Genomic DNA, 26,019 nt, shown 5'->3' with positions numbered 1-26,019 from the left:
ACCTTTAAGAGACTATAAACAGGGGAATCGCTAAGGCAGCTTTTTGTCTGATGTCCGGAACCAATGTTAGTCGCGGCATTTGGACCCCTTGTTTTTCCGGTCTGACACGTGCAGTGTGTAAACAGGCTTTGTTCTGCGACATAAAAATAAAAAGGAGTTCTTAGCATGCCAGAGAATACCCCGGCCAAGATCAATCCAAATGTGTTTTATCCCGCCACCGGGCTGATTGTTCTTATACTGCTGTTTTCTGTTATTGCCCCTGATACTGCCAATACAACCTTTCAGGCCGTGCAGGCCGCGATTATAGAAAATGGCAGCTGGTTCTATGTAGTGGCGGTGGCCGTTATACTGGTTTCAGTGCTGTATCTGGGTTTTTCGCGCTTTGGCAGTATCAAACTTGGTCCCGATCATTCTGTGCCTGATTATGGCATGGGGACCTGGTTTTCTATGTTGTTCTCCGCTGGTATGGGCATTGGTCTGATGTTTTTCGGGGTTGCCGAGCCGGTGATGCATTTTCTGGCACCGCCAACCGGTGATCCGGCTACCGTGGAAGCGGCCAGAGAAGCAATGAAAATTACTTTCTTTCACTGGGGACTGCATGCCTGGGCAATTTACGCCATCGTGGCACTGATACTGGCATTTTTCGCCTATCGCCATGGCTTGCCTCTGACCTTACGGTCGGCTCTGTATCCGCTCATCGGTGAACGTATTTATGGACCTATCGGTCATGCAGTGGATGTGTTTGCTGTCATTGGCACCCTGTTTGGCGTGGCGACATCGCTGGGCTATGGGGTAGCGCAGGTGAATGCCGGGTTTAATTATTTGTTTGGCATGCCGGTAAGTACCACCATGCAAATTTTATTGGTGGTGGGGATTACCTCACTGGCCGTCATATCAGTCACCACCGGGCTGGATAAAGGCATACGTCGCTTGTCAGAACTGAATATGATTCTGGCAGTGGCATTGTTGTTGTTTGTGCTGGTGCTTGGCCCCACCGTATTTTTACTACAGGCCTTTGTCCAGAATACCGGCTCTTACCTGTCCGATATTGTCGATAAGACGTTTAACCTGTTTGCCTATGAAAAAACTGACTGGATTGGTGGCTGGACCGTTTTTTACTGGGGATGGTGGCTTTCCTGGGCACCTTTTGTCGGTTTGTTTATTGCCCGGGTTTCCAGAGGACGAACGATCCGCGAATTTGTGCTTGGGGTATTGTTAGTACCGACAGGTTTCACACTGATGTGGATGACCTTCTTTGGTAATTCTGCCATTGAGTTGATTCTTAATCAGGGGGCGGCTGAGTTAGGCGATCTGGTGCAAAAAGATGTGTCGATTGCCTTGTTTGCTTTCCTGGAGCACTTCCCTCTGTCCAGCATCCTGTCTTTGCTGGCGACACTGATGGTCATTGTGTTCTTCGTGACTTCTTCGGATTCCGGCTCTATGGTCGTGGATATGCTCTGTTCCAATGGGCGTGATGATACTGCCCTCTGGCAGCGCGTTTTCTGGGCCAGTGGTGAGGGTGTCGTGGCTATAGTGCTGCTGTTGGCAGGCGGTCTGGGGGCTTTACAGACCATGGCAATTGCCAGTGCCTTACCCTTCACCGTTGTGCTGCTGATAGCAACCTATGGACTGATTAAGGCACTGCGTATCGATGTTCATAAACGCGATGCATTGCAGAATAGTTACCTTACTGCCGCGACCATGGGGACCAAAAACTGGCGCGAAAGATTACAGAATATCATCGATTATCCGAGTAAAGAGGTGGGGCGGCGCTTTATACAGAAGGTTGCTACACCGGCTTTTGATGAAGTCGCCCAGGAAATGCGGGACAAGGGTTACACGGTTGATGTGACCAAAGATGATCCTGATCGCCTCAGCTTTAAAGTGGTACATGGTGAGGAGATCGACTTCCTGTATGAGGTGATGCTGAGTCCTCATGTACGTCCGGCCTTTCTGACACCTGAAGCCGAAGCTGACCCTCATAATATGGATGAAGCTAAATTGTACTTCCGGGCTGAAGTTCACTTAGGCGAAGGCGGTCAGGATTACGATATTCTGGGCTGGTCCAGAGAGGCAGTCATAGGCGATATTATTGATCACTATCACAAGCATATGCATTTTTTACATGTGTTGAGATAACGGAGGAAATATATGGTGCGCCATACACCTCGCCTGTTATTGGCTCTGTGTTTGGCGACCCAGCCTGTTTGCGCTGATGAGAAACAACGCAAACTGCAGCAGGAGTTGAAGTCTATCCTGGAGCAGATGGTGACGTTACAGGCCAGGGTCAAGGAACTCGAAGCCCGGTTGGCGGAGCATGACAATGACACAGCTACAGAAAGTAACTCTGCAACAAAAGCCGATAGCGATGAGATTGAATCTGTGCGGATGCCGCGTGCTCCTGACCCGCGACTCGCGCAACTGGAACGTGATGTAAAGGCCGCAAAGAATGCTCCGATTCGGGTTGGTGGTGCGGTACGCTTTCAATACGTTTATCAAGATTATGCTCAGGGAAACAAGGATCGTGGGGGTGATGTTGACTTCGATCTGATTCGGCTTGATTTTAATGGCGAGATTGGGGATGTGATTCTGGCAGCCCAGTACCGCTGGTTTCAATATATGGAAGCCGTACAAAAAGCCTACGTGGGCTATAATCTGAGTAAATTCTGGCAGGCTCAGGTGGGCATTATCAATGTTCCCTTTGGCAATCTGCCATACAATTCCCACAATTATTTTTTCAGTTCCAATTTTTATGCAGGCCTGGAAGATAATCCCGAAACCGGCGCAAATCTCCGCTATCGCAGCGAAAAATGGGAGTGGGATCTGGGGTTTTACAAAAACGGTGAACAGGGCGGCGTCGATGGTTTTGTAAGCAATCGAGATGACCGCTATGCGTATGATCCTGTGGGGATCCGTATTGCCGGAGAGGGGATTTTTGATGCGCCCTCTGAGCCCATGGCCCAGAACAATTCCTGGGCCCTGCGTGGAGCGCGAAAATTCACACTGTCAGTGGATAGCAATCTGGAGTTGGGCCTGTCTGTACAACATGGTGATTTACATAATGGCAGCAACAGCGTCGGTGAACGTTCCGTTCTTGGGGGGCACCTTCGCTATAACAAGGGGCCCTGGGAGCTGATGGCCATGGCCAGTCGCTATGACTATGATCTGGCTCAGGAAAATGAAGGAGTGGTGATGGGCGCCTATGCGTATTTTGACACCATGCCAGCCAGGGCCACCCTTTACACGCTGAATCTGGCTTATGATTTACCCGTATCATGGGGGCCTGTGACCAATCTGCGCTTTTATGACAACTACAGCCTGATGAGTGCAAAAAGCGGGCTCAGTGACGATACGTTTATGAATGTGCTGGGGATGGCTGTCAGCGCAGGCGGCCTGTATACCTACTTTGATTTGGTTACAGCACAAAATCATCCCTTTGTGGGAGGCTCAATGGGAGTCGATGGCGGTGACACCAACACGCGCTTTAATATTAATTTTGGATACTATTTTTAGTTAACAGGTTTCAGGATTCCAGAGGGCCATCTCATGAAAATGCACCAGATATTACCGCATCCAGGGCTTGTTGTGATGTTGTTGATATGGGTGATCCCCGGCGCTTTTGGCGAAACACCAAAGCGGTCTCTTCCGGTGGCAGATACGGTATTCATTAAGGCCAGGATCTGGACCGCTGACCCACATAATCCCCATGCCCAGGCTCTTGCCATTAAAGGGGAAGAAATCATGGCAGTGGGCAGTGAAACCGAGATAACCGGTTATATCGATGATTCCACAGAAGTCATCAATGTGGCGGGTAATATGCTGCTTCCCGGATTTATAGATAGCCATGTGCATTTTCTTATCGGTGGTATGGGGCTGTCGTCGGTACAGTTGCGGGATGCGAAAACACCACAGGAATTCAGCCATCGTATCGGCGACTTTGCTGCCAGTCAGCCCGGGGGGAAGTGGATCTTAAATGGTGAATGGGACCATGAAAACTGGGGTGGCGAATTACCCGGCAAGGAATGGATAGACGAACTGACTCCAAAGAATCCAGTATTTGTGATGCGTCTGGACGGGCATATGGCGCTGGCAAACTCCCTGGCCCTTGAGCTTGCCGGGGTCGATAGCGATACTCCGGATGTGGAAGGCGGTGAAATCGTCCGCGATAGTGAGGGCAATCCGACAGGGGTGCTGAAAGACAACGCCATGAATCTTATTCAGTCAATCATCCCCGAGCCTGATGAGGCTCAACTCGATGCGGCACTTCAGGCGGCAAGTGAACATGTAGCGAGCTATGGCATTACCAGTGTCCATGATATGGGAGACTGGCAAAGTATGCGCAGTTTGCGTACCTACCAGCGTGCTCATGAAAAGGGCCAGCTGCGCACCCGGATTTATGCGGTGGAGCCGCTGGAAACCTGGCAGAAGGTGGCTAATTATGTGGCCGAGCACGGTCGCGGCGATGAGTGGCTCAAAGTCGGTGGTGTAAAAGGCTTTATGGATGGTTCACTGGGTTCACATACGGCAGCGTTTTACGAACCCTATACGGATACGCCCGATGACAGTGGCTTTTTTATCAACCCTCCTGAGCAGATGGAAGAATGGATCACGGCAGCCGATCGCGCCGGTCTGCAACTGATGGTGCATGCCATTGGCGATCGGGCCATCGGCAGACTGTTGGATATTTACGCCGGCATAGAGGAGGTTCAGGGTGGTGTCGACAGGCGCTGGCGCATTGAACATGCCCAGCATATAGAACCTGAAGATATTATTCGTTTCAGTGAACTTGATGTGATTGCCAGTATGCAGCCCTATCATGCCATTGATGATGGTCGATGGGCGGAGCGTGTGATTGGTGCGGAGCGGGCCCAGACAACCTATGCTTTTAGGGCTTTGCTGGATAGCAATACACAACTGGCATTCGGCAGTGACTGGTTTGTAGCGCCGGTTTCGCCGATTATGGGGATTTATGCGGCGGTAACACGCAGAACCCTGGATGATAATAATCCTCAGGGCTGGGTGCCGGAACAGAAAATCAGTCTGGAGCAGGCACTGATAGCCTATACCCGCGGGGCCGCCTATGCCTCCGCAGAGGAGAAAATCAAAGGTTCTCTGGCACCGGGTAAGCTGGCAGATCTGGTGATTCTCGATCAGGATCTGTTCAGTATCGAGGCAGAACAAATCGCCGATGTGCAGGTACAGCGCACTATTGTTGGTGGAAGAACCGTGTTTAGTCGCGACTAACTGCGACTTTATGCGGGTTCGTTTTACATCCAGGAGGCTTTATGGGCCTCCACCTCGAATAGCCCGATATTGATAATCTGGCGACCCTGCTGGCAGCGGATAAAGGGAATGCTCTGGCCGCCACAGGCCAGTATCAGGGTCACAGAACAGAGGTTATAGGGCTTCATCCAGATACTCTGTGCGAATCGGGTCTGCTGGATTTTGCTCAGGGCAAAACTGTAATAATCCACGCCAAACAAACCCTTGCGGATATAAATAAAGTTATTGTCGATGGCAAAGCCCCAGCGTTTCCAGCGCAGGTATATCAACGTGCTGACCAGCAACAGGCTTAACCCGGTGATAAGCGTTGCCATGGCCTCAGGGGCCAGCAGCAGGGCGATGCCGGCGTGTAACAACAGCGCAAACAGACAATGCCGCCACAAAAACCGCCGGTCAACAGGCTGATAATCAATCTCGCTGAGCCGGTTTTCAGGGTAGATGTCTTGAAGCAGAGCGTCACATTCATCGGCTTTGATGGAAGGGACAATGATCTTGTTATTCAGCATCATCATCTGGCCATGCTCAATATTGGCATTGAACTGCTCCAGCTTAAGATTAATGCGGCCAATCAGGCGGTCCAGCCAGTCCTGTCTGCGCACCAGCATTTGCAGACGGGAGCGGCGCATGGACACTTCATGGCGGGTAAACAGGCCACTGCGACGGATATATCTGTCATTCAGGCGACTGAGTCGATAACCATAAAAATTAATAATGGCGCCAAGTACAGAGAATATAGTAAGCAATAACATGGCCATGAAAACCAGGGTAAGCAGGGTCATACTGTATTGCCATAGTGATTGTTGCGAAGGATCCAGCAAGGCTTTGAGATCCATGCCTGAGGAAAGTAACAGTTCGCTCAACCATTCAAATATATTGTCAAAGAAGGGAGCCAGACCGCCTAAAAAGATCCAGATGCGGTTACTGGTTACCCCGTGGATCACCAAATCTGAGAGTGAGCGGCGATTCAGCTCCACTTCCTGTGGTTCAGTTACAGGCACTGACGGATCGGCGGCCTCGTTCTCTGGCGCGCCATTGCTGGCTGCGGGTTGGCTGGCAAAGTGGACAATGGCTGATTTGAGAGATAAGGCCTGTTGCATGGGCAGGGCAAAGATCTTAGCTTCATCTTTGCTTGAGCCGGCAGTGTCCAGTACCACGCAGGTATGGTTGCCGGGCCGGTAGAACAGGGGCTGTTCCAGTTTCACGTTATGGATGCGGTGAAAAGGTAAATCCAGATGCTTTTTACTCAGCACTCCGGAGCGGATCTGAATATGATCGTGACTGAGCCGGAAGCGGTAAAAATGAAATTTCAGCCAACTGCTGCCAAGCACAACGCCCAGCAGTATTAATGCTCCCGCAATAGCCTCTGGCAAGCTTTCGATGATAGTCGAGTAGCCAATCAACAAGGCCGGGATCAGGTAGATAAATTGCCCGACTATCTGGCGCAGCAGATTGAAACTGAAGTAAACAATGGCAATCAGCGGCAGTTTCTGCCATTGGTTCTGCTGTATTGTTAGTTGTTGCTCGTCATGGGGTTCAGTCATGTTGGGCAATGTCTTTGTGCTCAAGGATAAACCGACGTATTTGCTTGGCTTTAGCCAGCGGCAGGCCGGGAATGGCAAAGGTGTGCATGGCGCCGCCGGCGCTGAAAACCTGAAGGCTGGCCAGGCCGGCCTTGCGCTCAATCGGCCCGCGTTTGAGTTCCACATGCTGAATGCGCAGCACCGGCTGGGTCGTCACACTGATAAAAATGAGCCCGCTACGATAACTGAGGTCGTGCTGACGCAGCGCATAACCTTTGCGTTTATCGGCCAGATACAAATAGCCCGGAATCACCACCGCAGCGAGGCTCAGCCCGAAGCGAATGGTATCCATATTGACGCTAATAACCAGTGGAAGAGTCATCCAGCTTTGCCACTGAAGAGCCACGGTGGCCAGTAACAGAAACAGAAAAAGACACAGATTAGTCAGCAGGTTTAGTTTGCGGTATAGCGGTGGCAGGGGAGTAAATTCAAGCGTTTCAATATCAGGCAGTTCATTGATCGGCGAATTCACAAATTCCTCAGTATGCATGGGATATCCCTGTTCGATTGGGTCAGCACCGTTATAAATTTTTATCAGGGTGGGATCAAGAGGCTGATATGTTACAGGGTATAAATGTTTGTAGGTGAATCATTACCTGAAGGCGTTAATGCCGTTCGCAGAATTAGCGTGCGAATCGCGGGATTTTTGAACAATGGTGGTATTGCCTGTTTATTTAATCTGCCCTCTTAGCAGATTTGCGCTGTTGGCGAGGCTGGCAAGGGTGCCCATCACGCCGGCTACCGAGGCAATAATAATAGGAATAGACTGGCCCGAGGTAATTGCCATGCCGCCTATGATGATAATGATCAGTAAACCAATAGGTAAGCGATAGTTTTTCCAGGTGCCGGCTTCGCTCTGATGAATAAGCTCCGCGATGGCGTTTTTAGGTTCGGCATTGAGAATAAACTGTCTGAAACTCTGATTCGCAATCTGAATGTCATTGTCTGTAATTTTGATCAGGCCATCGAGCAGCAGTTGTTCGATCATCTCTTTATTCAGCGGGTTCAGATGATCGCCCTTGGCCAGATGATAGAGCGCCAGTTTTTCAACATTACTGCAGGACTCCCATTTAAAGCGATAGAGTGCATCGGCGAGGATCAGCAGCAGTTTGATGGTCTGCTCCGGCGATCCGTCCTTCTCAGCGTTGTGTTCACTGGCAATAACCTGCTCGCCACTAAGACAGCTTCCCAGCTCCGGCAGAGCGGCGATTTCTTTTTCTAAAGTGGGGTAGTGCAGAGCCCTGAGCAGACCTTTGGGCGGTAACACCCTGAAATCCATCAGACATTCAGCCCAGGACAGGTATTCCACTTCGCCGATAGAAGGGGCACTACCGGCCAGTATTTGTTTTTTCTGGCGTATACGATTAAGCGTATGGAACTCTGTAAGGATCCTCAGTCCATGCAGTTTGCCCAGCAGTACCAGTGATTTAAGCTGCATGATCAGTTCAAGCAGACACTGGCGCTGTTGAGGCTGCTCCAGACTGCTTTCAATATCCCATAACTCCACCTGCAGCGCGCCGGAGTCGGCCGCCCGTTTAAGATTGATTTTAAGGTTGGAAAAGCTCTGATTTTGTTTATGACAGGCCATCAGTTGCGGGCAGAGTGACATCAGCTCGGTGAATCTGCCGATGAGCTCATCAGCCACCTCCTGCGTCGTCATTCCCAGCAACAGACTGAGGTGAATGCCGTTGTGCTGAGGCGTTGCGATCTGGATAGTTAACCCCGGATGGATGCCCGGGGTCAGAGCGCTCTTATCACGCCGGTTAAAGATACGCAGGTGGCTCAGGTAAGAGGGCGGATAATCCAGCCGTTGCCACAAAAGATTGCGATGAAACAGTACCCAGATTACCGGCAGCAGTAACATCAGCAATAAATACAGGGCGATGATGCCCCGGGGTTGAGTTATCTCCGCCCTGAGGAGGGCTAATTGCGACGCTGACAATTCAGTGTCTGGCCGTTGTGCCAGGTTTTTGAGCCACTGCCAGGCATACCGGAAACCCGACAGGGTAGTCAGCGCCGGATAGTCATCAGTGTTGACTGACAGCAGAAAATCTTTGCATTGTTGGCTTTTCATGACTGTGACGGGCAACAGGCTTTGTGGGTCAAGACGCTGGTGGGTGACCGAATTAGGATAATTGTTCAGGGCAATCTTGTGACGTTCGCTAAGCTCCTGGTTCCAGGCCGCACAATGATAATTGTGATAGTACTGCAGCAGATTTTTAACGGGCAATGAAGAGGTGGGAGCCAGATACAGAGCCTGGCCGGGAATAAATACAAGCAGCACCAATATCACAAGCCACCGGCCACGCCTGCTTGTTTCAGTGTTGGTGGCTCGGGCCCAGAGTAACAGGGCGGTACAAATTAAGATAAAGCAGAGCACCAGGCTTAACAGCAGACTCATCAGTGTCATATCCGGCAAAAGCATGACTTTGGTCACGACCCAGAATACCGCACTTATATAAATGGCCAGCGAGAAAAACAGGCAGCCATGGTCGACATGAAGTCCTTTGGGCAATAGTTTTTGCAGATAAGCGGATAGTTTACCGATACGAATAACTAACAGGAGTAGCCAGCAGAGTAACAACATCAGACCCATTGTCATGGCATAAAAAAGAAACTGAGTGAACTGGTGGGCCCTGAGAGTCGAGTCGGGGTAGAACACCAGCACCGCCCATTCATCTATTGGCGCCGGATGGACGGTGAACTGTCCACTTTGCCCATGATAATGGCCGCTGAAAATCTGTTCGCTGAACAGACCATCGCTGTCCAGGCCGGCTTTCAGCCAGCGGGCGACAGTGGAGGTTTCGTCACCGAGATGGAAAATGTTTTCCGTCAGTGAACGATCGCTGTGTGTGTGAAACAGCACTTGTCCGCGTCTGCGGTTGACCACCATAAAGATCAGATCCTGCTGATGGGGGGCTCTGAGACTCACCGAGGGCAGGATTATGTCGGCACCCAATACAAAACTGTCCGGGTTTTCTGTGTCATCACTGATGTCGTTACCCGAATAAAGTGGCATGGATATAGTGGTGCCACGGGTGCCGTTGTCGATATTCAGCAGGCGCTGTATATAGATATGTTCAAACGTGCCGCTTCCGTCAGCCCTGGGCAGATTAAAACCACGCATGTCACGGGCTTGTTTGAAATAATCCCGGTGAGACAGGTCATAAATTGAGGTGGCGCCATTTTCATAAAAATAGATACTCGGCAGGGTCAATCTGGCGTCCGGGTTGATGGTAAAGATGCTTTTAAACATGCCTGTATCGATAGGGTGCTTGAGGAACATACTGAGATCTTCGCCATGGGGGCTGTGCACAAAGTCCTGGTGATAAATATCCATCAGCTTGCTGTCGGGGCTGAGTTTCTGGTAGTTAAAGGGCCGGAACTGTTGCTGTTTTGGCAGCAACCAACGGGCGCTGGAGGTAATGCCATAGAAGGTTAAATCACGAATATCGGGTGCACAGAAATCAGGCCTCTCATTCTCTTCCCTGGCTTTGCAGTCCTGCCGCAAGGTCTGTTCCAGTGGCAGGAAGTGATTGACCAGATAGCGATAGAAGCTTTTATATTGTTCCAGCTCAGTAAACACCTGTTGAAGGTCCTGCTTTAGTTCGCCGGAAATCTGTAGCGCGTAATCTGCCGCTATTTGCGCTTTAAAGTGGCGCAGTTGCCGGTGTTCCAGTGAAGCCAGCAGCCAGGCGCCGAGTAATATAAACAGCGTATAACTGACAGTATAAAAACTATAGCGGTAAAGCCGGCTAATGCTATGGTGCAGAGGCATCAGCAGCAGGCGCAGCAACAGCCAGACAAAAATCAGACTGACAAGGCTGATGATCAGCATCGACAGATTCCAGCCGCCGCTTTCCTTATTACTCAGTTGGTGTTTTGGCAGCAATCCCACCAGATAGAAGCTCTGCAACTTACCTGAGTTTTCCTTAACGGCAGACGCTGTGGGGTCTGATACCGTGGCGGTTAAAGCGGTTTCGAGCCTGAAAGGGTAGAGAAAAACCCGGTATTCACCATGAGACAAGGTCATATCGATATGCCGGCTGAGGCTGGGCAGACTCAGCTTGGCACTGTCCTGAGTACCTTGCTGATCCATTCGCCACTTGGTCTGCTGCTGATGCAATGCCTGCTTAATACTGGTGAGATCCACCACAGAGATACTTTTCTCATCGCCGCTGCTGGTTAAGACAATGCCCTGGGAATCGGCAAACAGGTATTGACTGAAGCCCTGCTCAGGGAAGGGCAAAATATCTTCCACCTGTATTCTGTCGATAAACTCATTGGTGGTGATCGTCAATTCATAGTGGCTGAGTCTGAACTCGGTGATGCTATCCGGAGCTTTTTGCTGTACGTATTCTGACTTATTCGGCTTGCTAGTGTTTTCGGTTAATGGCTTTTTTTCCCGCCTGAAACTCGGGAATAAGGAACGCAGCGCGCTGACACCGGCATCGTACTGATACAGGCTGTTCAGCTTGATCAGATTCTCATTAAAGTGATTAGAGGCTTCGTAAAGTATCCGGTAGTAATCCTGACTGATGACTCTGTCCTGCAGATCCATGTACCGGTAGTAGGCAAAAACACTGAAACCCAGCACCAGCAATAGTGCCGAGATCCAATATCTTTTAGTTGCGGGAACAGCAGCAGAGCCCGAACGCTTGTCTTGTGACATGGTTCACTTCCATGAAGCTGAACTGTTTTTATTTCTTTTCAGGTAAGTAAGGGCTAACCCTGCCGAAAAAGCAAATTATGACAACCTGTTCATCGCACAGCCTATTGTTTTCCGGTGCTGTGAAAATGTCGTAAATTTTATTGATACTCATATTCGCGAAATTTTAAAAGCCTGCCTACACTTGTCACAAATGGTTAAAAAACAATCAGTTTGATGTTTTTTTCAACGTAACGGATGCGTTGATAAGCCTGCCACATGGTAAGCCCCGGCAGCGAGTCATCAGGACTGAATAATAAAAAGGGTTGAGGATATGGCGTTTGCTGTTGTTCTGGTTATCCTGGTTTTGGGCTCGGTGCTGTTTCATTTTCTGTCCCCCTGGAATATTACTCCTATCGCTTCAAACTGGGGCAGCATAGATGTCACCATGCTGATCACGCTGGTGATCACTGCGGTGGTATTTATTGCGGTCAATTTCTTTATTGCCTATGCGGTCATCAAGTTCCGCCATACGCCAGAGCGCAAAGCGCAATATGAACCAGAAAACAAGAAGCTGGAATGGTGGCTGACGCTGGGCACCAGTGTTGGCATTATCGCTATGCTCGCGCCTGGCCTGATTGTCTATGCTGATTTTGTTAATGTGCCCGAAGATGCCCATCAGGTTGAAGTGGTGGGGCAGCAGTGGTCCTGGAGTTTCCGCTTTCCTGGCGAAGATGGTGAACTGGGTAAAAGTGCTATCGAACATATCAGTACCGATAATGGTTTTGGTGTCGATCCACTGGATGGAGCCGGGCAGGACGACAGGTTACTGACCAGTAACACGTTGGTATTACCAGTGAACCGGCCGGTTAAGCTGTTGCTGCGCTCCAAAGACGTTCTGCATAATTTCTACGTACCGAATTTCCGCGTCAAGATGGACTCCGTGCCCGGACAAGTCTCCTATCAGTGGTTTACCCCCACCCGTACCGGTGATTTTGAAGTGCTGTGTGCTGAATACTGCGGTATTGGCCATTTTAATATGCGTGCTTTTATCAAAGTGGTTGAACAACAGGAGTATGACGACTGGCTCGCTGGCCTGCCGACCTTTGCGCAAAGCCTGAAAAAGGAAGCGTCCGAAAAACTCAGCGTTAAGGCAGAAAAAGGCATGCAGGTGGCACAGCAAAAAGGTTGTATGGCCTGCCACGGTTTCGAAAGTAGCCCCGCCGGGCCCTCCTGGCTCGGCCTTTATGGCTCAACCCGGGTAATGAAAGATGGCAGCGAAGTGGTTGCCGATGATGATTATCTGAAAGAGGCGATATTGGAGCCGAATGCTTCCGTAGTGAAAGGTTATGCACCGATTATGCCCAAGCTTGAACTCAGCGAACTGGAAATGGAATCGGTCATTGCCTTTATAAAGGAGCGAGGCAATGAAACCGATCCTGAGCATCAACAAGGCACTGATGCTGGCAAGGCCTCCGGGGCTGAACTGGCTCAGAGTAAGGGGTGTACTGCCTGTCATAGTATTGATGGCAGCCGTTTAGTGGGGCCGAGCTGGCAGGGCATATATGGCAGTGAGCGGACACTGGCAAGCGGTGAGACGGTGACGGTGAATGACGCTTATCTTAAAGAATCCATGTTTAAGCCCAACGCCAAAATGGTTGAAGGTTACCCGCCGGTGATGCCGCCCTCTCAGCTAAGCACCGCTCAGGCGAATGCTCTGATTGAATATATTAAGAGTCTGTAATAGGAGTGGACAGTAATGACAGCACAGGAACACCATGCGCCCCAGAGTTTCTGGACCAAATATATCTGGAGTCAGGATCATAAGGTCATTGCCATTCAGTATTCGCTGACGGCAATTTTTGTTGGCCTGGTCGCCCTGGTGTTATCCACCCTGATGCGATTGCAACTGGGGTTTCCCGGTAGTTTTGATTTTATCGATGCCAGCGCCTATTACCAGTATGTGACCATGCACGGCATGATTATGGTGGTGTATCTGCTGACGGCGATATTCCTTGGCGGGTTCGGTAATTATCTTATCCCGCTGATGGTGGGTGCCAGAGACATGGTGTTCCCCTTTGTGAATATGCTCAGCTACTGGTTCTATCTGCTGGCAGTAGTGGTGCTGCTGGCCAGCTTTTTTGTCACCGGGGGGCCAACCGGAGCTGGCTGGACCCTGTACCCACCACAGGCGATATTGCCGGGAACCCCAGGTTCTGACTGGGGCATTATTCTGATGCTGGTGTCTCTGGGGATATTTATTATCGCCGCTACCATGGGGGGGCTGAATTACGTCACTACGGTATTGCAGGCCCGTACCCGTGGCATGACGATGATGCGTATGCCGCTGACTATCTGGGGCATCTTTATGGCTACTATTCTGGCCCTGCTGGCTTTTCCGGCACTGTTTGTCAGCGCCATTATGATGCTGTTTGACAAGCTGCTGGGTACCAGTTTCTTTATGCCGGCCATTTTGTCGATGGGTGAGCAAATGGGCCATGAAGGCGGCAGCCCGATTCTGTTCCAACACCTGTTCTGGTTTTTCGGCCATCCTGAGGTGTATATCGTTGCTTTGCCTGCCTTTGGGATCGTCTCAGATCTGATCAGCACTCATGCGCGCAAGAATATTTTTGGTTACCGGATGATGGTGTGGGCCATTGTGGTCATCGGTGTTCTGAGCTTTGTGGTCTGGGCACACCACATGTACGTGAGTGGCATGAACCCCTACTTCGGGTATTTCTTTGCCACCACCACGCTGATTATTGCCGTGCCTACCGCGATTAAAGTGTACAACTGGGTGCTCACCCTGTGGCAGGGCAATATCCGCATGTCAGTGCCGATGCTTTTTGCACTGGGCTTTGTATCGACCTTTACCATTGGCGGGCTGACCGGCCTGTTTCTGGGCAACGTAGTAGTGGATTTACCCTTATCGGACACCTACTTTGTGGTGGCACATTTTCATATGGTAATGGGCGTATCGCCGGTGTTGGTGATCTTCGGTGCGATATATCACTGGTATCCGAAAATGAGCGGTAAGATGCTCCATGAGGGGATGGGTAAGTTCCATTTCTGGGCTACTTTCCTCGGTACCTATGCGATCTTTTTCCCCATGCATTACCTGGGTGTGCTGGGTGTGCCCAGACGCTACTACGCTTATGAAAATTATGACTTCATCCCTGACTCTGCCAAGGACCTGAATGCCTTTATCACCATTGCGGCGATTTTTGTGGCGCTGGCGCAACTGGTGTTCCTGTTTAATCTGGCCTGGAGTTATTTCAAAGGTAAGGAGTCGGGCCCCAACCCCTGGGAAGCCACGACGCTGGAATGGCAGACGGAAACCACGCCGCCGGGCCATGGTAACTGGGGAGAAACGGTTCCGGTCTGTCATCGCTGGGCCTATGACTACAGTGTGCCGGGCTATGAACAGGATTATCTGCCGCAAAACTATCCGGAGGAGGCCAAGGTATGAGTATTTTTCAGACCCTGACGGAAAAGCCCTGGCTGGAGGGCAAGAATGAGATCCAGCAGAAAAGTCCTGATCGGGTTAAGAAGTCTGCGGTGAAAGTGCTGTTATCGGTGATTTCTGTATTGTTCTTTCTGTTCTTTGTGGCCTTTCTTATGCGCTCACAGTATCAGGACTGGCGACCTCTTGCCGAAGAGCCCGGGCAGCCGCTCTTCTATAAGGGGCAGCTGTGGCTGAATACCCTCTATTTAATCTTAAGCAGTCTTTGTTTTCACTGGGCAAGCCGGGCGGTGAATCACAACAACGCAAAAAGTGTGCAGGTGGGGATTCTTATCGGTGGCTTGTTTGCGGCGGCGTTTATCGGTGGGCAATTGGTTTTCTGGCAACAGCTTCAGGCTCAGGGATTTTTCGTTAATCATAGCCCGGCACTGAGTTTTTTCTATTTATTCACCGGCCTGCATATCGCCCATTTACTCGGTGGCATGATTGCCTGGGCGATGGCATTGTTTAGCCTTAAAAAGGCCGGTAACGGGTCGCTGGTGGGGCTGTGTGCCACCTACTGGCACTATTTACTTGTGTTGTGGGCGCTGTTGTTTGCGCTGTTGGTCAGTAAGCCGGAAACTTACGATGCGATTGCCGCATTTTGTGGATTGGGACAATGACTATGACAACACAAACCTCTTCCAAAGCCCAGGGCCTGAGCGGATTTGTACAGGACTGGTCGGCAGACAAAGAAGCCTTTCAGGTGCCCTGGGGCAAGGCCATGATGTGGATCTTCCTGCTCAGTGATACTTTTGTATTTGGCTGTTTTCTTATCGGTTATATGGTTGTGCGGATTTCCGCCGTCGATCCCTGGCCACCTGCCACCGATGTTTTCGCCCTTACCATCGCCGGTCAGTCTATTCCGCTGGTACTGATCGCCATTATGACCTTTATCCTTATTACCAGCAGCGGCACCATGGCCATGGCGGTGAATTACGGTTATCGCAAAAACCGCCACAAAGCCGCCTGGCTGATGTTACTGACGGCCTTCCTGGGCTTGACCTTTGTGGGTATGCAGGCGTTCGAGTGGACCAAGCTGATCGAAGATGGCGTTCGTCCCTGGGAGAACCCCTGGGGGGCGGCGCAGTTTGGTGCGGTATTTTTTATGGTCACAGGTTTTCACGGCCTGCATGTGTCCATCGGTGTGATTTACCTGACCATCGTGGCGATCAAAGTGCTGCGTGGTCATTACGAGAAAAAAGGTTATGAAATCGTCGAGATCACCGGCCTCTACTGGCACTTTGTGGATCTGGTCTGGGTGTTTATTTTTGCATTCTTTTACTTGTGGTAGGAGAGCGTTATGAGTACATCAACTTCTGAAGGGCAGCAGCATCCCATCAGCCTCTATCTGAAGGTGTGGGTATTGCTGTTTATTTTAAGTGCCCTGTCTTATATGGTGGACTATATTCAGCTTGAAGGGCTGCTGCGCTGGTCTTTGATCCTGATTTTTATGTTTCTCAAGGCCGGGCTGATTATCGCCATTTTTATGCATATGATGTGGGAGCGCATGGCACTGATCTGCGCCATTCTGATTCCGCCCTTGTGTTTGCTGGTGTTTACCGCATTGATGGTGGCAGAGTCTGAATATACCCTGTTTACCCGCTTTAGTTTTTTTAGCTAGTCCGGGAATGCTGATCTCGCTGAGGCGCAGAGTTCGCAAAGTAAGACGGACAATTTTAACCACGAAGGACGCGAAGAGCACGAAGACGGCAGCAGAAGAACATCTTCAAAGCTCCGCGTTTTTGCGCCTCAGCGAGATCAAACAAAAAACAGGGTGATCTCGCCAAGGCGCGGAGCTATGTAGGGCCCAATTTATTGGGCTAACGACGCCAGTCCCGCAGTTATTGGCGGGAATCCAGTGCCATTTTGCCTGTAACCACGAACCACACAGCACAGGAAAAGCCACTTTTCACCACAGAGACGCAGAGGGCACGGAGGTTTTAACGGTTTGTATTCTCTGCGTTCTTTGCGGCTCAGCGGTAAATTGTCGTTAATCTGATTTCACCGGGCAGACAAAGCCTGGTGGTTTTAATGCCAGTACTGAGCAATCCACACTGTTGAGGATGTCCTCGGCAGTGTTGCCAATTAACATGCCAAGAATACCCTGGCGGCTGAGGGTACCCATCACCAGTAAATCAATATTGTGGTAATCTGTCTGTTGGGCCACCACATGGGCAGGGGTACCGTGCACTACATGGGTTTTAATCTTTGTTTGCTGCTCTGATAAAACATTTGTGCAGAAATTTGCCATTCTCGACTCATAGTGTCGCTGCATATCCCGGTGCAGGCGTTCAAGGGTTCTGTCATCCAGCCCTCCGCGCGTCTGAAGGTGAGCTTCATTGTCCAGTTTCCAGGCTTGCACCAGATGAGCCGGGGTACCGAGTAAATCAGCCAACATCACTGTAGTTCTGGCAATATCAGGATTCAAATTTGAGCGCTGACGATCATCGTCGTCAGGGTTAAGATCGACGGCGCCCATAATATTACGCATCGGGTAGTAACAGGTGCTCTTTATTGCCCAGACCGGGCAGGGGCATTTGCGAATCAGATGTAAAGCTGTACTGCCAAAGATGCGTTGCTTGAGGTTACTTTCGCTTTCTGCATTGAGCATCAACAGATCCACAGATAGTTCATTAACCTGGCGCAGGACTTCAATTACTGGCTTGCCTTTGACAACGACGGTATCCGTTTTTACTCCTGCCTGTATAAAGTCTTCCGCAATCAGCTTAAGGTTGGTTTCCGCATGTTCAATTAATTTAGACTCAAGCTGACTCGCCAGGACTTTTTCAGACATAAAAAGATTCTGGGAAACGGGTTCCAGCACTTCGAGCAAAGTCAGCTGTGCACCGCTTTTCTGACAAAGCTGACGCAACTGGCGCAGGCTCATATCCTGATTCAGATCTGGTCTGGACAAGAACAATATATGTGCAATTTCTTCCATAACCTCTCCTTAATCTTTCTCACTTTTTTGGGTCAGGATATTTGCCGCCTGAGCCGCCGCATCTTTAAAGGGCATCAACACCAGATCGACACCCAAATCATGTAATTGTTGTCTTTCTCCCGGATAGTAACTGGCCAGCGCAATTTTACCCTTAAAGCCATGATGGCGGATTGCACTAATCAGGGAGCGGCTTGGATCTTCGTGAGTCAGACCTGTCTCATGGCGGGGCAGGGTGGAGATAATCCATTGGGTGTGATTCAGAGGTAGATGCTCTATAAAGTCAGGATCGCAGGCATCACCATAAAAGGCTTCAATACCACGTTTGTTCCACTTCTGCACCACATCAGGATTAAAGTCCACCACAGCCAAACTATAGCCTTGCTCAGACAGAGTTTCCGCGATCTCGCTGCCAAATCTGCCGAGACCGTAAATAATGGCGTCATAGCTTTTACGCTGGGTGTTTTGTGCAGGTTGAGATTCCCGGTATGGATTCTGGCGCTCAAAGGGTGTCAGCCACTTTTCCAGTTTAAGATACAGAGAGTGGGAGTAGGTGATCATATAGACCGACAGGGCGATGGTTATCAGACCCACCAGCGTCACCAGTCCGAGTACCTCATTGGTCAGGTGGCCGATAGTTACGCCCATGGCAACAAAGATCAGGGAGAACTCACTGATCTGTGCAACGGTCAGTCCGGCCAGAAAGCCCGTACGCTTGCGGTAGCCCATCGAGCCCATGATGATCACCACAATCAACGGGTTTCCTATCAGTACAAAGAGGGAGAACACCAGAGCCGGCATCAGTTGCTCACCAAGTAAAGAGAGATCCAGTTGTGTACCCAGAGAAATAAAGAAAAACAGCAACAGAAAATCCCTTAGTGACGACAGCCGTGAAACTATGGATTCACGGTAAGGGGTGGAGGCCAGCGCCACACCTGCGAGCAGACCGCCCAGTTCCATACTGAAACCCAGACCATGTCCTAAGGCGGCCAGCATCGCTGCCAGAGCGATAGAGAATACCAACAGTAATTCGGTGTTTTTGGCGATACGCTTAAGCAGCGGTGTAGCCAGGAACCGGGCAAACACCAGTACCAAAGCGAGCATAAGCAGTCCACCGCCAGCGATACGCAGCAGATGCTCACTCCCATCTGGATCCCCGGTCCCGCCAACGCCGATTGCCGATAAGGTAATCATAGCGACTACCACGACAAGATCCTGAACAATCAGAAAACCAATGGCTATCTGACCATGCAGGGAGTCCACTTCTTTTTTGTCGGACAGCAGTTTGACAATAATAATGGTACTGGAGAAGGTGAGAGCAACGGCTACATAGGCTGAGGTGATTGTATCCAGGCCCACAGCCAGGCCGATGCCAAAGCCAATTGCAGAAGTAAAGGCTACCTGTCCTAAACCGGTGGCTAAGGCAACAGGCCCCAGGGTTCTTATCAGTTTCAGATCCAGTTTAAGGCCAACAAGAAACAGCAGCACTGCAATGGCCAGTTCTGCCAGTAAAGCAATGCTGTCAGCACTGTGTACGATATCCAGAACAGACGGACCGGCCAGTACACCAACGGCAATAAAACCGACGATCATAGGCTGACGCAGCAACTGACCGATAACGCCAATCAGGGCGGCTAGCGCTAACAAGGCAGTGAGTTCGTAGAAAGGATTCTCCCGAATCAGTTCAAGCATCGTTTGCTCCACCGTTTTTGAACACGACCAGCTTAGTACAACCCGAAACGCAGGTATTGTGACAGATCAATATTGCAGTTTGTATAGTTTCTGTCCATGAACATTGCTGACCTACTCGTTTTAGCTTTTTCAACTGGTCCGGGAACACTGTTCTCGCTGAGCTTGCAAAGTAAGACGGATAATTTTAACCACGAAGGGCGCGAAGAGCACGAAGACGGCAGCAGAAAAACATCTTCAAACCTCCGCGTCTTTGCGCCTCAGCGAGATCAAACAAAAAAACAGGGTGATCTCGCCAAGATGCGGGGGGACAGAGAGTAATACAGTTTGAGTATCTCTGTGGTTAATTGTTTTTTCCAAAGGCTGCTGGATGCCCAGCAGTCATTGAACTAGCAATGTACTGATCAATTACACCGTGAAATCAAAGGTGCTGGATGCCCGACAACGGCATTCGGGCATGACAGGCGGTCATTCCCGCAGCGGTTAGCGGGAATCCAGTGCCATTTTGCTTGTAACCACGAACTACACTAAAGGCACGAACATTAACGTGAGGCTGCTCTGTTTTTCTGTTCGTGCCTTTCGTGCCTTTCGTGGTTCAGTGCTTTTTCTCACCAGCTACGCCAAAGCAATATTTACCACTGAGATGCTAGCGGTCCAATCCCTTAAAACCTCCGTGCTCTCTGTGCCTCTGTGGTTAATTGTCTTTGTGCGTTAATCTGATTTCACCGGGTGGGCACGGTCAGGTTGTTCTTAGTCCCCCTGAATAATCTGACTGACTTCCAGAAGTGGTGAGGCGTCGATATCCTTGGCGTCCATCATTGATGCCAGTCGTTGCACCGCAAATACCAGCTGGTTTTGCTCCCAGTCTTCAAGTTCTGCAAAGCGTTTGACGAAGCTGGCCTGCAGCGGTTGTGGTGCCTTGGCGTAAACGGTTTTGCCTTTTTCGGTCAGAAACACCCCCACCTTACGTTTGTCTTTGCTGTCGCGCTGGCGCAGGATCAGTGCACGGCTTTCCAGCCGGTCCAGAATGCTGGTAACTGTGGCCGGACTGAGGTTGGTATCACTGGCCAGCTCTTTAACCATGGGACCACTGTCATCAGAAATATTACCCATAATCAGCAACTGTGGCACAGTTAAATCCACATGCTTCTCAAGTTGTTTTGAATGCAGGCCAATGGCCCGAATCACTTTGCGCAGTGCTATCAATAATTCATCGTGTTTTTGCATTCTCTCTCCCAACATTGCCCAGGGTGTGTCGACCTCTGCGATTATCTCAATAAATACCACAAAAGCGCTTTTTATCTGCAGCTGCATCAAATTAGTTCGTCAACGAATTAATATAGGTGAATTATTTTTCACTCTGTTTGTAGCCATGCTGTTACTATGGTTCGATAAATTAAGTCAAACTGCCCATAATAATCGATTTTTCAGCGAATAACGCCGCTATTTGTCGATAATCGTAGATGATCAGGCCGGTTAACTTGATTTTCGGCCCATATCGCTTAACACTATTAGTTAGTGTAGAAATGATATGTGCACAACTAAAATCGAACAACAACTCACCAAACCAATTCAGGGACACAAAGTTAATTATGTTTAATCGTAAAAAACTGAGTATTGCCGTTGTTTCAGCTCTCGCTGTGAGCCATCTGGCCAATGCGCAGGAGCAAAGCGAACAAAGAAAAATCGAAACCATTCAGGTCACCGCCACTAAGCGAACAGAGTCTATCCAGGATGTACCTGTTTCCATGAGCGCCCTGAACGGCAAACAGCTGGAAAAGCTCGGCCTGGATAACTTCAACGAATACGTTGAGTTTCTGCCCAATGTGGTTTTTCAGGGGACAGGGCCGGGCCAGAACGAAGTGTATATTCGTGGTGCGGCCACTACCCAGACCAACATCTCCGTGTCTACGGTACAGGCGTTGCAGCCTTCCGTAGCCTTCTATCTGGATGAGCAACCGGTGTCTATGCAAGGGCGTAATCTGGATGTGTATGCTACTGACATGCAGCGGGTAGAGGTCTTACCCGGGCCGCAAGGTACACTGTTCGGTGCCAGCTCCCAGGCCGGTACCATCAGAATGATCACCAACAAGCCTGACCATGCTGGGTTTGCCGCAGGCTTCAAAACCAGTATCAGCTCCACCAAAGGTGGCGAGATGAGTAACTCGGTGGAAGCTTATCTGAATATCACGCCTACCGATGATCTGGCGCTTAGGGTTGCAGCTTACAATGATCGCCAGGGCGGATGGATTGACAATATTCTTAACGATCCGGACAACGGCGGTTATCGTGGTAGTGCTGAGGTGATCAGCCGTATTTCCGGTGGTGTACTGGCCGATCCTGCCAATACACCAATTGTGGTGCCAAACAATGATTCACTGGTAGAAGATAACATTAATGATGCTATCTACTCTGGTGCCCGCTTCAGCGCTTCTTATCATATTAATCCGGATTGGAACTTGCTGGTGCAACACACCCAGCAGACGCTGAATACCGAAGGGGTCTTCTCATATGACCCTAACCTTGAAGGGGAAAGCTCAACCAACCGCTTTCAGCCTGAGAGCAATGACGATGAATTTGGTTTGACCACCTGGACACTGGAAGGCCGACTGAAGCAACTTGAAGTGGTCTATACCGGGGGGTATCTGGATCGTGAGATAAGCTCTTTGATTGACTATACCGGCTATACCAATGGTGGCCTATTCTCTGCCTATTACGTGTGCCGATATTTCGGCTTGCCAGCGGAAGAGCAGGAATGTCTTGACCCTACCAAATTCTACAAGGAAGAGACCGATACCAGCCGGGTAACTCATGAGCTGCGCTTTAATACGTCAGCAGATAACCGCTGGAGAATAACGGCAGGTGTCTTCTATGATGATCAGGACTTGTCTACTATCGGCTCGTTTAAGATCCCTAATACTGATTTGTTCCCCGACATGGCTCGCACACTGCCAGGGAATGAGGGGATCAATAGTGATGGCGGGCCATTCCCCTCTGAAGTGGGGTTTGTTAACGATATTACCCATACCATAGAGCAGATTGCCGTATTTGGTCAGGGTGAATATGACCTGACCGATACGCTGACTCTGACCCTCGGTGCGCGCTGGTATGAGATTGATGATACCTATAAGGGCTCTACCTCAACCGTTGATGTCAGCCGTCGGATCAAGGCCTTTGCGACTCAGGATCCCGATGAACTGATTGCAGTGGGTGAAGATCCTGCCTTGGTTCAGGAAGCCATCAGCAACGGGCAATTGGATGTCAGTCTGCTTGATGATAACGGAACCCTGACCGTCGATGATGTGATCTATAAGGCGTCACTGGACTGGAAAGTCAACGATGATGTATTGCTGTTTGCTACCTATTCTGAAGGTTTCCGCCCACCGGTGACCAACCGCGTTGGTGGCGGTGCGGCGGCTAAACCCGAAGGTGCCTTTGCCGATTTTCGTATTCCGGTCTATTCCACCACAGATACTCTGGATAATTATGAACTGGGTATGAAAGGGGATTTCCTCGAGCAGACCTTAAGAATTAATGCCACGGCCTATTATTCTGAGATTACAGATCTGCAGACCTCCCGCTTTGACCCTACTAACATCAGCTTCCTGGTGTTTACGGACAATGTGGGTACAGCCGAGATCACCGGTCTGGATGCGGATTTCCAGTGGTACGCGACAGATAGCCTCGTATTAAGCGGGGCGATGAGCTGGCTGGATACTGAGCTAACCGAAATTAATCGTGAGCTACAGGGAATTGCACCGCCCGAAGGAAGCAAACTGCCGTTTTCGGCTGAGTTCTCCGGTAACCTGCAGGCCAGCTATTTCTACATGCTGGATAATGGCTGGGAAGGTTACGTTAATGGTGCCATCAACTACACCGGCGATCGCCTGGTGGGCATGAGTATGGATGCCTATGTGATGGAAGATGCTACCCAGCTGATTTATGGCACCGGAAGTGGTCTTGAGATTGAGCAGGAAGCGGCAGTTTATGAAGGTGTAAATTATCCTGATGAGTCGGGAAATACCTTTGCCGGTGGTCGTTATGTGCAGGGAAGCTACGCCGTAGCCAATATTGCTTTCGGTGTGAGAGCCAATGACTGGACCGCAGAGCTGTATATCGACAACATTACCGACGAGCGCGGTACTCAGTATATTGATACACAGCAGTTTACGCCGAAAGTCGTGAGCAGCCGTCCCCGTACAATAGGGGTGCGTTTCTCTTACGATGCGTTCTAACTGACGGTATTATTGTACTATAAAAAGGCAGGCGCTTGGCGCTTGCCTTTTTTGTTTTACTATCCCCACAATACGCTTTAAAAGCGATTTCAATATCGTTATCCAGACTAAAAATGGAGTTGAGATTGACCAAACCTATTGGCGATAAGCTCAGGCAAATCCAGCAATTAATTCAACAGGCAAGTTTTAATCAGGCCGAGGCGCTGGTCTCGGAACTATTATCAACGCCTCAGTCATCCGGCAACCAACAGGAATTGCATTATTTATCCGCGGTGAGCCAGCGTTACCGGGGCGCAAAGGCAGAGGCGCATGAGAGCCTGAGGAAATTACTGCACCTTAATCCGCAACATGCCAGAGCGTATCAGGAGCAGGGATATCTGTATCAGAGTGCAGGCGATAATTATGCCGCGACTAAGGCGTTTTATCAGGCAACAAGGATCAACCCGGCATTACTGGGCAGTTGGAAAACGCTGGTGACACTATACCAGGGGGCCGGCCAACGACAGGCCTCAGAACTGGCCCGGCAACATATCGGCAAGCTGGAACAATTGCCCCGGCCATTGCTCGGAGCTACTGATCTGATGTACGACGGTAAATTGATGCAGGCCGAGCAGCTGTGTCGTCAATTTCTGCTAAAGCATAAACACCATGTTGAGGCAATGTGTCTGCTGGCAGAAATCGGGTTGCGCCTGAAGATTTACGATGATGCCGAGTTTCTACTGGAAAGCTGTGTGGAACTGGCTCCGGATAACGTCAGCGCCCGCACTCAGTATCTGAATTTACTGCTACGCACCGGTAAATACGCCAAAGCCGAACAGCAGGCGAGGTGGTTACTGGAACGCGAACCGGATAATTCAGCCCATAATATCAGTCTGGCTGCGGCACTGGTGGGCTTAGGAGATAACGAGCAAGGCATTGCGCTTTATCAGTGCGAACTGGACAAGGTGTCACAACCCGCGAATGTATATCTGCAATTAGGGCATGCGCAAAAAGCTGTTGGTCAGTTTGATGCCGCGGTTACCAGCTATCAGAATGCTTATCAGAATAAGGAGGGTTTTGGTGATGCCTACTGGAGCCTGGCAAACACGAAAACCTACCGGTTTAGTGATGAGGAAGTCCGAACCATGCAGTTGCGAGCCGCAGATGAGCAAGCATCGGTGGAAGACAGAATTCATTTATATTTTTCTCTGGGAAAAGCCTTTGAAGATAAAAAAGAATATCAACAGGCGTTTGAGTATTACGCCAGTGGTAATGCGTTAAAGCAGCAGCAATCCGGCTACGATCCTGACAAGACGACGCAAATGGTGGATGCGCAAATTAAACATTGCACCACTGAATTGTTCGAAAAGCGAGGGCATTTAGGGGCTACGCACCCTGACCCGATCTTTATAGTGGGATTGCCAAGAGCCGGCTCCACGTTGCTGGAACAAATACTGGCTTCCCATTCTCAGGTGGATGGCACCATGGAGTTGCATAACATTCTGGGATTGGCCATGCGTCTGCGCGGTCGCAATGCCAGTCAGGCGCCGGCCTACCCGGCTAACCTGTGGGAGATAAAAGATGAATATTTTGCCCGTTTTGGCCAGCAGTTTATCGACAATACCCGATCATATCGGGGGGCTGCGCCATTTTTCATCGATAAGATGCCAAATAACTTTCTGCATATTGGCTTAATTAAGCTGATTCTGCCCAATGCAAAGATCATTGATGCCCGCAGGCATCCTATGGCTTGTGGTTTCAGTGGCTTCAAACAATTGTTTGGTGAGGGGCAGGATTTCAGTTACAGCCTCGAAGCTATGGGGCGCTACTACAAAGACTACGTGCGGCTCATGGCTCATTGGGACAAGGTGTTGCCGGGGCAGATATTACGGGTTCAGCATGAAGAGTTATTGGAGGATACCGAGGGTCAGATACGCCGCATGCTGGACTTCTGTGGCCTGCCCTTCGAACCCGGTTGCCTGGAATTTTATCGTACAAAACGCAGTATCAAGACACCCAGCTCTGAACAGGTGCGTCAGCCGGTAAATAAACGCTCAGCCATGCACTGGCGGCATTTCGAGCCTTATTTACAGCCTTTAAAAGATGCACTGGGAGAGCCGTTGCTGGCTGAATATCGTCAGTTTGAACAGTTGTAACGGCTT

16 protein-coding genes are annotated in these 26,019 nt (G+C 50.1%); 10 read left to right on the top strand and 6 right to left on the bottom strand.

Features of this window, described 5'->3' with window-relative positions; genetic code table 11:
- Positions 1-165: 165 nt before the first annotated feature.
- The 3 genes from CDA54_RS11745 (at position 166) to CDA54_RS11735 (ending at position 5,244) form a co-directional block, all read left to right on the top strand.
- Complete coding sequence (locus CDA54_RS11745; RefSeq protein ID WP_099035212.1) at positions 166-2,139, top strand: BCCT family transporter; 1,974 nt, start codon at positions 166-168, stop codon at positions 2,137-2,139.
- Positions 2,140-2,151: 12 nt separating this feature from the next.
- Complete coding sequence (locus CDA54_RS11740; RefSeq protein ID WP_099035211.1) at positions 2,152-3,513, top strand: porin; 1,362 nt, start codon at positions 2,152-2,154, stop codon at positions 3,511-3,513.
- Positions 3,514-3,588: 75 nt separating this feature from the next.
- Positions 3,589-5,244, top strand: a complete 1,656-nt coding sequence (locus CDA54_RS11735; protein ID WP_099035291.1) for an amidohydrolase — start codon at positions 3,589-3,591, stop codon at positions 5,242-5,244.
- Positions 5,245-5,267: 23 nt separating this feature from the next.
- Here the strand turns inward: CDA54_RS11735 and CDA54_RS11730 are convergent, their stop codons facing one another.
- The 3 genes from CDA54_RS11730 to CDA54_RS11720 form a co-directional block, all read right to left on the bottom strand.
- Positions 5,268-6,824, bottom strand: a complete 1,557-nt coding sequence (locus CDA54_RS11730; protein ID WP_099035210.1) for a PH domain-containing protein — start codon at positions 6,822-6,824, stop codon at positions 5,268-5,270.
- A complete protein-coding gene (locus CDA54_RS11725) occupies positions 6,817-7,353 on the bottom strand; it encodes a PH domain-containing protein (RefSeq protein ID WP_099035209.1) in 537 nt (178 codons plus the stop codon). The genes CDA54_RS11730 and CDA54_RS11725 overlap by 8 nt, the downstream gene beginning before the upstream one ends.
- Positions 7,354-7,533: 180 nt before the next feature.
- Positions 7,534-11,535: a hypothetical protein gene (locus CDA54_RS11720; protein WP_099035208.1), complete on the bottom strand. Its 4,002-nt coding sequence runs from the start codon at positions 11,533-11,535 to the stop codon at positions 7,534-7,536.
- Between the two features lie 310 nt (positions 11,536-11,845).
- Here CDA54_RS11720 and coxB point away from each other — a divergent pair, with 310 nt between their 5' ends.
- Genes coxB through CDA54_RS11695 form a run of 5 tightly spaced genes read left to right on the top strand, consistent with a single transcriptional unit; the run spans position 11,846 to position 16,637 of the window.
- Positions 11,846-13,255 (top strand): cytochrome c oxidase subunit II, encoded by a 1,410-nt coding sequence (gene coxB, locus CDA54_RS11715; protein ID WP_099035207.1) that lies wholly within the window; start codon positions 11,846-11,848, stop codon positions 13,253-13,255.
- Positions 13,256-13,270: 15 nt separating this feature from the next.
- Positions 13,271-14,980: a cytochrome c oxidase subunit I gene (gene ctaD, locus CDA54_RS11710; RefSeq protein WP_099035206.1), complete on the top strand. Its 1,710-nt coding sequence runs from the start codon at positions 13,271-13,273 to the stop codon at positions 14,978-14,980.
- A complete protein-coding gene (locus CDA54_RS11705; RefSeq protein ID WP_099035205.1) occupies positions 14,977-15,636 on the top strand; it encodes a cytochrome c oxidase subunit 3 in 660 nt (219 codons plus the stop codon). The genes ctaD and CDA54_RS11705 overlap by 4 nt, the downstream gene beginning before the upstream one ends.
- A gap of 2 nt (positions 15,637-15,638) precedes the next feature.
- On the top strand, positions 15,639-16,307 hold the full coding sequence (locus tag CDA54_RS11700) for a heme-copper oxidase subunit III family protein (RefSeq protein WP_099035290.1): 669 nt from the start codon (positions 15,639-15,641) through the stop codon (positions 16,305-16,307).
- 9 nt (positions 16,308-16,316) lie between these two features.
- A complete protein-coding gene (locus tag CDA54_RS11695; RefSeq protein WP_099035204.1) occupies positions 16,317-16,637 on the top strand; it encodes a cytochrome C oxidase subunit IV family protein in 321 nt (106 codons plus the stop codon).
- A gap of 369 nt (positions 16,638-17,006) precedes the next feature.
- On the opposite strand, the gene CDA54_RS11690 is transcribed toward CDA54_RS11695, so the two are convergent.
- The 3 genes from CDA54_RS11690 to CDA54_RS11675 form a co-directional block, all read right to left on the bottom strand.
- On the bottom strand, positions 17,007-17,957 hold the full coding sequence (locus CDA54_RS11690; RefSeq protein ID WP_099035203.1) for a universal stress protein: 951 nt from the start codon (positions 17,955-17,957) through the stop codon (positions 17,007-17,009).
- A gap of 9 nt (positions 17,958-17,966) precedes the next feature.
- Entirely contained in the window at positions 17,967-19,646 is a 1,680-nt protein-coding gene (locus CDA54_RS11685; RefSeq protein WP_099035202.1) for a cation:proton antiporter, read from the bottom strand.
- Positions 19,647-20,393: 747 nt separating this feature from the next.
- Positions 20,394-20,870: a MarR family winged helix-turn-helix transcriptional regulator gene (locus CDA54_RS11675; RefSeq protein ID WP_099035289.1), complete on the bottom strand. Its 477-nt coding sequence runs from the start codon at positions 20,868-20,870 to the stop codon at positions 20,394-20,396.
- Between the two features lie 365 nt (positions 20,871-21,235).
- On the opposite strand from CDA54_RS11675, the gene CDA54_RS11670 reads away from it, so the two are divergent.
- The gene (locus tag CDA54_RS11670; RefSeq protein ID WP_099035200.1) at positions 21,236-23,878 is read left to right on the top strand and encodes a TonB-dependent receptor; all 2,643 of its coding nucleotides are present in this window, start codon (positions 21,236-21,238) and stop codon (positions 23,876-23,878) included.
- Between the two features lie 113 nt (positions 23,879-23,991).
- Positions 23,992-26,013, top strand: coding sequence for a tetratricopeptide repeat-containing sulfotransferase family protein (locus CDA54_RS11665; protein WP_099035199.1), 2,022 nt, complete (start codon positions 23,992-23,994; stop codon positions 26,011-26,013).
- The last annotated feature ends 6 nt before the right edge of the window (positions 26,014-26,019 follow it).

It is taken from the genome of Lacimicrobium alkaliphilum (genome assembly GCF_002591895.1).
Taxonomy (GTDB): Bacteria; Pseudomonadota; Gammaproteobacteria; order Enterobacterales; family Alteromonadaceae; genus Lacimicrobium; species Lacimicrobium alkaliphilum.
This window is presented reverse-complemented; position numbering and strand designations above follow the sequence as displayed.

What these genes read in the sequence shown, in the direction of transcription:
- CDA54_RS11745 (WP_099035212.1), top strand. Translation starts at nt 166, where the DNA reads ATGCCAGAGAATACCCCGGCCAAGATCAATCCAAATGTGTTTTATCCC.
- CDA54_RS11695 (WP_099035204.1), top strand. Translation starts at nt 16,317, where the DNA reads ATGAGTACATCAACTTCTGAAGGGCAGCAGCATCCCATCAGCCTCTAT.
- CDA54_RS11685 (WP_099035202.1), bottom strand. Translation starts at nt 19,646, where the DNA reads ATGCTTGAACTGATTCGGGAGAATCCTTTCTACGAACTCACTGCCTTG.
- CDA54_RS11725 (WP_099035209.1), bottom strand. Translation starts at nt 7,353, where the DNA reads ATGCATACTGAGGAATTTGTGAATTCGCCGATCAATGAACTGCCTGAT.
- CDA54_RS11670 (WP_099035200.1), top strand. Translation starts at nt 21,236, where the DNA reads ATGTTTAATCGTAAAAAACTGAGTATTGCCGTTGTTTCAGCTCTCGCT.
- CDA54_RS11735 (WP_099035291.1), top strand. Translation starts at nt 3,589, where the DNA reads ATGTTGTTGATATGGGTGATCCCCGGCGCTTTTGGCGAAACACCAAAG.
- CDA54_RS11730 (WP_099035210.1), bottom strand. Translation starts at nt 6,824, where the DNA reads ATGACTGAACCCCATGACGAGCAACAACTAACAATACAGCAGAACCAA.
- CDA54_RS11665 (WP_099035199.1), top strand. Translation starts at nt 23,992, where the DNA reads ATGGAGTTGAGATTGACCAAACCTATTGGCGATAAGCTCAGGCAAATC.
- CDA54_RS11700 (WP_099035290.1), top strand. Translation starts at nt 15,639, where the DNA reads ATGACAACACAAACCTCTTCCAAAGCCCAGGGCCTGAGCGGATTTGTA.
- CDA54_RS11740 (WP_099035211.1), top strand. Translation starts at nt 2,152, where the DNA reads ATGGTGCGCCATACACCTCGCCTGTTATTGGCTCTGTGTTTGGCGACC.
- CDA54_RS11675 (WP_099035289.1), bottom strand. Translation starts at nt 20,870, where the DNA reads ATGCAAAAACACGATGAATTATTGATAGCACTGCGCAAAGTGATTCGG.
- coxB (WP_099035207.1), top strand. Translation starts at nt 11,846, where the DNA reads ATGGCGTTTGCTGTTGTTCTGGTTATCCTGGTTTTGGGCTCGGTGCTG.
- CDA54_RS11720 (WP_099035208.1), bottom strand. Translation starts at nt 11,535, where the DNA reads ATGTCACAAGACAAGCGTTCGGGCTCTGCTGCTGTTCCCGCAACTAAA.
- CDA54_RS11690 (WP_099035203.1), bottom strand. Translation starts at nt 17,957, where the DNA reads ATGGAAGAAATTGCACATATATTGTTCTTGTCCAGACCAGATCTGAAT.
- CDA54_RS11705 (WP_099035205.1), top strand. Translation starts at nt 14,977, where the DNA reads ATGAGTATTTTTCAGACCCTGACGGAAAAGCCCTGGCTGGAGGGCAAG.
- ctaD (WP_099035206.1), top strand. Translation starts at nt 13,271, where the DNA reads ATGACAGCACAGGAACACCATGCGCCCCAGAGTTTCTGGACCAAATAT.